We start from the raw sequence: 8,899 nt of genomic DNA, 5'->3' as shown, positions 1-8,899 counted from the left end.
AATGCATTTGGTAGTTCTCTCCTTTTATACTTTTAATTAAATAACTGTCTTGATTTATAGGCTTCCTCGTACCTACATCTGTTTGTGATGCAAATTGTATCTTCATGAATTCCACATCCTATCCCTCAAAATAAAAATAGTATTTAATTGTTGCAAATGTTATTAAATCTCCGGATTGAAGTGAATAATCTGTAAGTGGCTGTAATTGCTTCTGATTGACCTTTGTACCATTCGTCGAATTTGTGTCCATAATGCAATATGTACCATTTTTCTTGCTAATCAAAGCGTGTTTCTTCGATATTCCACCGGTATTGAGTTGCAGATCTACATTGATATCCCTTCCAATGTAAAAATCATTATTACCAATATAAATCCGGTCGGACAATCCTCCTTTACCCTGAAGAATTAAATATCCTCTCTGGTATACAGAATTCGCGACTTGTGATACCAAAGGCTGCACCGTTTCTACCTTTGTATTACTCTCCTCATATGTTTCAAATACTGGCTCTTCCTTTACTTTCTCTTTCTTCTCATACACCATATAAGCAAAATGTAGCATACAGGAAAGAAAGACTCCTATTAGGAAAAGAAGCGCAAAAACACCCCATTCTTGTATTTTAATTACATGAGTAAATAATTTAACTTTACATTTTACAAGAATAAATGGAATTATGACACACACAAACAGCATAGTGCCTATACCTGTTAAATAAGATATCCAGTTATTTTTATACTTTTTCACCATTTCCTCTTATCTCCTATTTGTACTCAATATAGATATTTGGATTTAACTCTTTCAATTTTTGAATCTGTCCTTTGGGTATTTTATTTCCCCTTAAATATACTTCAGTAAGATTTTTTAATTCAAATAATGATTTAATATCTGTGATTTGATTGTTCTCTAAGTGCAAAATTTTTAAACCTGTTAAATTAACAGCGATAGAAATATCTTTCACTTTGTTATTAGAAATATTTAAGCTTTCTAGTTTTGTATGTTTCGATAAAGCGATTATATCTTTTAACTTATTTCCTTTTAAATTCAGATTTGTAATTCCAGCCAAAGCACTTAGCTCTGTTATATCTTTTATTTGATTATTTTCCAACCCTAGGCTAGTCAATCCTGTTAAATTCTTTAATGCCCCAACGGAAGAAATACTGTTATTTCCCAGATCTAAAGATGTTAAAGTAGTTATTTTTGCAAGTGGAGAAATATCTTTCACTTTATTATTGTTTAAATAAAGTACTTGTAAGTATTTGCATTGACTTAATTCTTTAATATCTGTAATAACATTTTTACTGATATCTAATTCTTTCGCATTCGATAAATTTTCTATTGTGCTCAATTTTTTGATTCCCATATTTCTTTTTGAAATCACTATTTGTTCTGACAATTTTTTTTCTTCTGCGATCCGTTCGTTTTCTTTTTCTTTTGCTCCCTCTAATTCTTTTTCTAATTTTTCAATCTTAGACTCTAATTTCTTCTGATGCGAATTTGTAATAATTCCTGTTGTCAAAATACCGACAACACACACTGCCGCCACGATTCCTGCTATCATTATTTTCTTATTTTTCAGGACTGTCCCTGCATTAAATTTACCAGATTTACTATATGTATTATTGCTATGTTCCGGAATCGGCGCAGTATTTTCACTCTCTAACGGCTGCATCTGAGAAAGTAGAACTGTCTCTCCTACAGAATTATTTTGCTGCATATCCGAAGTCATCTGCGATAATAAAACAGTTTCTCCCATAGAACTTCCTTGCTGCATATCCATCGGGTTGAGTTCAGATAATACAACGGTTTCTCCAATCTGCATATTCTGATTCATCCCTGTGGCCGGATTGTTCTGAGAAAGCAAAACTGTTTCCCCTATATCTGAATTTGCAGGTTCCTGCAATGTAGTTCCATATTGCTCAGCGTATAACCCTGAAACCTTTTCCAATTCTCTTCTAAATTCCTGAGGAGACTGATATCGGTCATGCTGCTCATAGGCACAAGCTTTTAAAATCACTTGTCCCAACTCTTCTCCCGCCTGTTCCGGCATCGGAATTTCTTCTCCAGACATACGTCTTTGCAATGCGATTTCTTTTTCACCATGTGTAATAATTCGATTCACATAAGGAGAAAATGGAATACGGTTGTTATTTAAAAAGCGATACATCAAAACTCCAAGAGAATATAAATCTGCTCTTGAATCATAAGATTCTCCCTTAAAAACTTCTGGTGCCATATAGGTATAAGTACCTTTTTTAGAAAACCCGAAGTTTGTAATTTCTAACTTTCGTGCAATACCAAAGTCCCCTAATTTGTAATCTCCATAAGGAGATACAAAGATATTGTCCGGTTTAATATCTCGGTGAATAACGTTTATTTTTTGACACATTTCCAATGCTTTACACATATCAATGCCTAATCTGATAATATCCTTGATCTGATACGGATTATGTAAAAAATATTCATTTAAACTTTCCAGCAATTCCATACGGATCAGTACATCATATCCAATTCCATTATCACAGACTTTAATCATATGATCTTCGTAGCTTACGATATTACTGCTTCCTTTTAATTGAGACATTAAATCTATCTCTTTATATAATTCATCTACAATTCCTTTAAAATAAATACTTGCAGATCTTTCATCCATCCCATCATAATATGCCTGTTTTATCTCATTTTCTGTCTTAGGTATTGAAATTATTTTCAAAGCAGCGTAATTTACATTACCGCATTCAGTTCTTTTAATTTTATAAACTTTTCCAAAGCTGCCTTCCCCTATAAAACTATCGACATACCAATTTCCCCAAAATGGCTCGTACTTATAAACTTTATCTTTCATTACGTCCTCCCATTATTTCAACAGTCAGCACTGTGATATTATCCTTTCCCTCTTTTTTCAAGACCTCTTTCACTAAAGCTTCTGCCAGATTCGCATCCTTTTCTTCCTGAAGAATATTTTTTATCTGTGTATTTCCCAATTCTCCCCACAGACCATCTGTACATAAAATAAAGATCTGATGTTCATCACTGATAGGAAATACTCCGTAGTGCGGCTGAATTGTCAGCTCTTCTTTTGGCATCCCTAAATATTGTGTCAAGCTGTGCCTTGCCATATGTTTTCTGGCTTGTTCCGGTGTAAGTATTCCGGCTTTTTCCATTTCACTGGCCACATTGTCATCCCGTGAGACCTGAAGCAGTCTTCCTTGTATCAATTGATAAATTCTACTGTCACCTATTGTAATAATATATCCTCTGTCATCCCTGAAGTAGAACACTGCTGCTGTCGTACCGATATTTCTGTTCTTCTCTCTAGCTTCTACACAGATTTTTTCGTTGATTCCCATTATGCATTGTTTAAGTATTAATTCTACATCTGCATCATATTTCTTAAGCTTTTCGCTATACCACTGTACTTCCTCGGCAGCAAGTCTGGACGCATTTTCTCCGGACTGTAATCCACCAATTCCGTCAAATACCGCAAAAAGCCCTTGGCTTTCATAAACTGTTCTGTCCATGGTCACCTTACTGTATTCTTGATTTTTTTCAAGAATCTCACCGTTACAACAGTAATTATCTTCATTTCTTCTCCGTCGTTTACCTATGTTACTACATAAGGTATAATGAATCTTCTTCATTCTGCCTCCTATTTTTATAAAATGTCTAATAAATATTCTTTTAATTTATAATCGCTGGTCATCTTTTGAAAATCATACTCCTCTAATTCTACATCATAATCCAGATAAGCCGACACATTGATAATTCCTTTTATATTCGTATTTTCCTCGATAAAATTACTTTTTTTACTGTCATATTTATTGCACCACAATTTGAAATGGGAATTTTGTGAACAATCAATCTGTGTCATTAAATAATTGATTTTATACATAGATGCCTTATCCTGACCAATTAAAATAACAACCTTATCAGCTAATTCCATAACTCCTGATGTTATCAAATTCAATTCTGTAGACATATCTAAAATAATATAATCATATAAAAGATTTTCCTTACAACATTTTATAAAATAACTATAGTCTTCTAACTCTAACCCATACATGGGCATCGATTGCCGTAAGGGAAGTACATAATCAAATTTTCGATTACTCCTTATCAGTTTAGAAACGACTTCGTTCAGCTTTTTATCTCTGCTTTTTATAAAGCTTACTACCCCTTCCTCAAGCACTTCAGCCGCGTGAAATATTTGCGAAAAAGTTTGAACTGACTCTATATTCATATATAAGACTTTTTTATTTTCTTTAGACAAGGCATTCGCGATGCGAATTGCTGTCGTCGTCTTGCCAATTCCCCCAACAGGAGAATAAATCCCAATCATTTTGGTCTCTTCTTTAATCTCAGTCTGTATCCCTAATCGGGTACTAATCACTTTATCGATATATGCGTAAATTTCATTAATTCCCTGATACTTGTACACATATACATCTTGTCCAAGAGAATCCAGGTTGTTTTGCTTTTCACGTTCATTTGTTATAAATATAATATTTTTGATATCATGTTTTTTAAAATTTTCACCATATAATTCTTCTGCAACAATTAAAACATCAATTTTTTGATATTCTTTCAGAAACTCTTCTAAAAACTCCATATCCGTTATAATGTGCAGTAAAGCAAAATTTTCTAACTCATTTATTAATTTATTCTCTAAAATATTGATATAGCTTTCATCTTGTGTAATCACACAAATATTATATAATTCCATTTTGATCCCCCAATTATTCTATAACGAAATCGAAGTCTGTATTAGCAAGACGAATGGTATCTCCAGGACGGATGATCTTAGCAACAATCGGAACTAAGCGGATTCCATTGATGTAAGTACCATTCTTACTCTCTAAGTCGACAATATAATATTCTCCATTTTGTTCAAATATTTTTGCATGAAGTTTACTAATGGCAGGGTTAAATGGAATACTGACTCCATGTTCTGTAACCTGCTTTCCTAACAGCAATTTCTTTTCTGTGTCCAGTCTGATTGAAAAATTCTCTTGACGGCACTTTAATATTTTTCTTCCTTGATTATTAATTCCACGATTCATAGCATTACTATCCCTTTTTAAAGGATGAAAGAAGTTATGCTTTACCGGAGCTTTGGTTTCTTGCGAAATATTATTTGGATTTGGTGGCACTGTATAATCACTCCGAAATACAGAACATAATTCATTTAATTGAGCTGTTTCTAATCTTAGAACATTCTGAAGCCGCATGATCAACTCGCCCCCATAACCATAATAAAGAATCGTACTTAATAAGCGTTTCTTCAAAGCTGTTATTGTTTGATAATTCTCATTTATATTAAGAGGACGATAGATTAAACGCAGTTTCTGATTATCATCCACAAATATTTTTTCAAAATCTAACACCACATTCCACAGGTGCATATAACCAATACTCTCAACTTCTTTCAATTTTTCGAATAATAATTTCATAATTTCCAGAAATTTTTCTGTTGATAGTCCTCTTTCTAACAGCCACTTCAAAGAGGTATAACCGGTAATATTATAAACGATCTTTACTTTTCCGTTATAAAGGACCCTTCCACATTTTATAAAACCTTTTTCTGTCTGTTCATTCAATACTTTATACTCTATATAGTCAAATAATTCTGTCTCCATTAGTATGTAATATAATGTGGTTTTATCTTGATATTCAATGATATTGTTACCCCTCATACTACTCTCCTTACTATGGTAGATTTTACCATCTATTATAAATAAAAAATGACTACAACAAATTTGTTGCAGCCGAACTACCTTTGCATCTGCCTAAGGCTTCTAGCTTTGTGCCCCTATATTTCTATAGGTTTACCCACTTGGATTAGAATAGGTAATTCTACACCTTAATCCTATTTATATTATTTTACTTTATTCCCTGTTTTCTGTCAAATATTACTATGTAAGTTCGTCACTATTCTTATTTATTTCTTAAGTCTTTTAAAACAGGTTTACAATAATTATTTTATATCGTATTCTTTATGTAACACTTATTTAATATATGTGTAACATTTCAGTTGTCTAAAAAACCACTGATAATAACACCTATCAAAGGAGGGATGAAGTCAAAATCAAATTTTAAAACAACCTAATTAAAACAGACATTTCATCTATAACGAAATTACAGGATAGGAGGAAATTTATATGTTAAACAAAAGATTTAAAATGGTAATTCTAAGTCTTACATTATGTTTGGGTTTAAGCTTAACCCCTGGAAGTGTATTCGCTACAACTTCAAATGCCAGATCACAAACTACAAGATATAACTATAATGTCCCACCCAAGACTTCAAGAGGATTACGTGCAGGTACAGAACAAGTAAGCGGTATTTCTAAAATAAAAAATGAGATTTATGCTGCTGGAGGTGATGATATTGCAGTAGCTGTTGCTATGTTAGAAAGTAAAACTATGGATTCTCCTGATAATACGAAAGGAGGAGACGCTGCTAACTATACAAGATTTAACATGAATTGGTACGGCATGCGAACAAAGCTTTATCCCACTTTAGGTCCAAATGATGCTTATAAAGTAGTAAATGACTGGAAAGGATCAATTAAAAAAGAAACGAGAACCTTTATGAAATATAAGTCGGCTTGGGGGAAAGATTTTTATTCTATTCATCGTGGCGGAGAAAGCGGATTACACGGAAAGTACAAAAATCAAATTGCAGATTATCAAGATGCAATTATCTTTATAGCTAATCAATTATCTGCAAATTCTCAATTTAAACATGATAATACAAGAGTTTGGGTTGATGTACCATATATCTAATATTTAATAGTGATTTTTACTTATGAAGATACTTAAAATACTCTTATACTTAAGCAAAATAGAAAGGATTTAATATGTTAATGAAGAAAAAAAGTACAGTTATAATGATAATGACTGCATTACTAGTAATATGCATGTTTTTAAGCACAAAAGAATGTAAGGCTATGAGTCAAACCCCATTTTCTGAGCATGGTAAGTTATCAGTACAAGGAACACAACTGGTAGATAAGAATGGACAAGCATTTCAGTTAAAAGGTGTAAGTACGCATGGAATCGCATGGTTTCCTGATTATGTTAATAAAGATGCCTTTCAAACAATTCGCGACTGGGGCGGTAATCTTATCAGACTATCTTTATATACAGAAGAATATAATGGTTATCTAACAGGCGGTAATCAAGGTGAGCTGAAAAGTCTAATCGATAAAGGCGTAAAGGCAGCCACTGATTTAGGAATGTACGTAGTTATTGATTGGCACATACTAAATGATGGGAATCCTAATACACATAAGGAAGAAGCAAAGAAATTCTTTGCTGAAATGGCGGAAAAATATGCATCTTATGATAATGTCATTTATGAAATTTGTAATGAGCCAAATGGCGGTACCAGTTGGTCTGATATAAAAACTTACGCACAAGACGTAATACCAGTCATACGAAATTTTAATAAAAATGCTGTAATTATTGTAGGAACACCAACTTGGTCTCAGGATGTAGATGTTGCATCAAAAGATCCACTTAGTGGCAATAATCTAATGTATGCATGTCATTTTTATGCAGCAACGCATAAACAGGAAATACGCGACAAGGTACAAACTGCTTTGAATAACGGATTACCTATATTTGTCAGCGAATTTAGTATATGTGATTCATCAGGCGGAGGTCAAATTAATACAGAAGAGGCTGAAAATTGGATGAATTTTTTGAATCAAAATCAAATTAGCTATACAAAGTGGAATCTTTCAAATAAAAGCGAATCATCCGCATTGATTAAAAATAGTAACACTAGTATTTCCGGCTGGACTGATAATGAATTAACTGATGCCGGAAAATGGATTAAACAACAACTTGGAAATTAAAAATATTAATAAAGGAAGGTATAAAAAATGTTAAAATATAAATCTAAATTTATTTTGGCAACAGCTATCTTATTATTTGTAATATCTAAAGCAAACCTACCAGTATCAGCTGCTGCATGGCCATTATCAGGAGATATAGGCTCTCATGATCCAACCCTTGCAAAAGACGGTAACACCTGGTGGTCACCCAGTACTGGAGCTGGCCTTCCTATGAAATATTCAAATGATGGAAAAGTATGGCGTCAAGGTATTCCCGTGTTTAGTTCTGAATTATCCTGGTGGAGACAGTATGCACCTAACATGGGCAAAAATGATGTTTGGGCTCCTGATTTAAAATTTTTCAATGGAAGATACTGGATGTATTATTCTGTTTCAGAATTCGGCAAAAATAATTCTGCCATCGGTCTCATGTCTTGTACAAGTGTAAACAAAGGAGATTGGAAAGATGAAGGTGTCGTACTATCATCGAAAGCCGGAAAAGATTCTTTTAACGCTATTGATCCTAATCTTGTAATCGACGCTTCCGGAAAACCCTGGCTTGTTTATGGTTCTTGGTTTGATGGCCTACATGTAGTAAGATTAAATGCTTCTACAATGAAACCTAGTGGCACTAAATATTCAATTGCAAAAAGAAATGGTGGGATTGAAGGTGCCAGCATGATTTATGCGAATGGATATTACTATTTATTTGCTTCAATCGATAAGTGCTGTAATGGCGTTAATAGTACCTATAAAACCGTTTATGGGCGTTCAAAAAATATTACCGGACCATTTGTAAATAAGCAAGGAGTTGATATGAGAAATGGCGGTTATTCTCTTCTGGATTCAGGAAACAGTAGATGGAAAGGTCCCGGAGGAGAATACGTATATCAGAATGGCAGTTCATGGGTAATCGCCCGTCATGCCTATGATGCCCAAAATAATGGGGCTCCAACTTTGTTGATTAGTGATTTATATTTCGACTCTAATAAGTGGCCTACTTATTGATTTGAAAAAGTCAATTTTAAAAAACAAACTACTATTTTTAGCGCTATATAATAAAT

At 33.3% G+C, this 8,899-nt stretch carries 8 protein-coding genes and 1 riboswitch; of the genes, 3 read left to right on the top strand and 5 right to left on the bottom strand.

Going from position 1 to position 8,899, the window contains the following annotated elements:
- Positions 1-118 precede the first annotated feature (118 nt).
- From DWV06_RS01220 to DWV06_RS01200, 5 genes are read right to left on the bottom strand one after another with little or no spacing between them, the layout of a single operon-like run.
- On the bottom strand, positions 119-745 hold the full coding sequence (locus tag DWV06_RS01220; RefSeq protein WP_115480357.1) for an FHA domain-containing protein: 627 nt from the start codon (positions 743-745) through the stop codon (positions 119-121).
- Positions 746-758: 13 nt separating this feature from the next.
- The gene (locus DWV06_RS01215) at positions 759-2,840 is read right to left on the bottom strand and encodes a protein kinase domain-containing protein (protein ID WP_115480356.1); all 2,082 of its coding nucleotides are present in this window, start codon (positions 2,838-2,840) and stop codon (positions 759-761) included.
- Entirely contained in the window at positions 2,830-3,636 is an 807-nt protein-coding gene (locus DWV06_RS01210) for a PP2C family protein-serine/threonine phosphatase (RefSeq protein WP_115480355.1), read from the bottom strand. Before DWV06_RS01210 ends, DWV06_RS01215 begins: the two co-directional genes overlap by 11 nt.
- Positions 3,637-3,650: 14 nt before the next feature.
- Entirely contained in the window at positions 3,651-4,718 is a 1,068-nt protein-coding gene (locus DWV06_RS01205; RefSeq protein ID WP_115480354.1) for an AAA family ATPase, read from the bottom strand.
- 13 nt (positions 4,719-4,731) lie between these two features.
- Positions 4,732-5,688 (bottom strand): FHA domain-containing protein, encoded by a 957-nt coding sequence (locus tag DWV06_RS01200; protein ID WP_115480353.1) that lies wholly within the window; start codon positions 5,686-5,688, stop codon positions 4,732-4,734.
- A 64-nt stretch (positions 5,689-5,752) separates the two neighbouring features.
- A riboswitch (cyclic di-GMP riboswitch) is annotated at positions 5,753-5,835 on the bottom strand.
- Between the two features lie 318 nt (positions 5,836-6,153).
- Here DWV06_RS01200 and DWV06_RS01195 point away from each other — a divergent pair.
- The 3 genes from DWV06_RS01195 (at position 6,154) to DWV06_RS01185 (ending at position 8,843) form a co-directional block, all read left to right on the top strand.
- On the top strand, positions 6,154-6,780 hold the full coding sequence (locus tag DWV06_RS01195; protein WP_115480352.1) for a lysozyme family protein: 627 nt from the start codon (positions 6,154-6,156) through the stop codon (positions 6,778-6,780).
- A gap of 80 nt (positions 6,781-6,860) precedes the next feature.
- Positions 6,861-7,856, top strand: coding sequence for a glycoside hydrolase family 5 protein (locus DWV06_RS01190; RefSeq protein ID WP_235828875.1), 996 nt, complete (start codon positions 6,861-6,863; stop codon positions 7,854-7,856).
- A 27-nt stretch (positions 7,857-7,883) separates the two neighbouring features.
- Positions 7,884-8,843: a glycoside hydrolase family 43 protein gene (locus tag DWV06_RS01185; protein ID WP_115480350.1), complete on the top strand. Its 960-nt coding sequence runs from the start codon at positions 7,884-7,886 to the stop codon at positions 8,841-8,843.
- The last annotated feature ends 56 nt before the right edge of the window (positions 8,844-8,899 follow it).

It is taken from the genome of Anaerosacchariphilus polymeriproducens, assembly GCF_003363435.1.
In the GTDB taxonomy this organism is placed as follows: domain Bacteria; phylum Bacillota; class Clostridia; order Lachnospirales; family Lachnospiraceae; genus Anaerosacchariphilus; species Anaerosacchariphilus polymeriproducens.
The sequence above is the reverse complement of the archived record's forward strand: the minus strand, read 5'-3'. Positions and strand labels throughout refer to the sequence as shown.

Excerpts from the sequence above, each read along its gene's own strand:
- DWV06_RS01220 (WP_115480357.1), bottom strand. The coding sequence starts at position 745 with ATGGTGAAAAAGTATAAAAATAACTGGATATCTTATTTAACAGGTATA.
- DWV06_RS01215 (WP_115480356.1), bottom strand. The coding sequence starts at position 2,840 with ATGAAAGATAAAGTTTATAAGTACGAGCCATTTTGGGGAAATTGGTAT.
- DWV06_RS01210 (WP_115480355.1), bottom strand. The coding sequence starts at position 3,636 with ATGAAGAAGATTCATTATACCTTATGTAGTAACATAGGTAAACGACGG.
- DWV06_RS01205 (WP_115480354.1), bottom strand. The coding sequence starts at position 4,718 with ATGGAATTATATAATATTTGTGTGATTACACAAGATGAAAGCTATATC.
- DWV06_RS01200 (WP_115480353.1), bottom strand. The coding sequence starts at position 5,688 with ATGAGGGGTAACAATATCATTGAATATCAAGATAAAACCACATTATAT.
- DWV06_RS01195 (WP_115480352.1), top strand. The coding sequence starts at position 6,154 with ATGTTAAACAAAAGATTTAAAATGGTAATTCTAAGTCTTACATTATGT.
- DWV06_RS01190 (WP_235828875.1), top strand. The coding sequence starts at position 6,861 with ATGAAGAAAAAAAGTACAGTTATAATGATAATGACTGCATTACTAGTA.
- DWV06_RS01185 (WP_115480350.1), top strand. The coding sequence starts at position 7,884 with ATGTTAAAATATAAATCTAAATTTATTTTGGCAACAGCTATCTTATTA.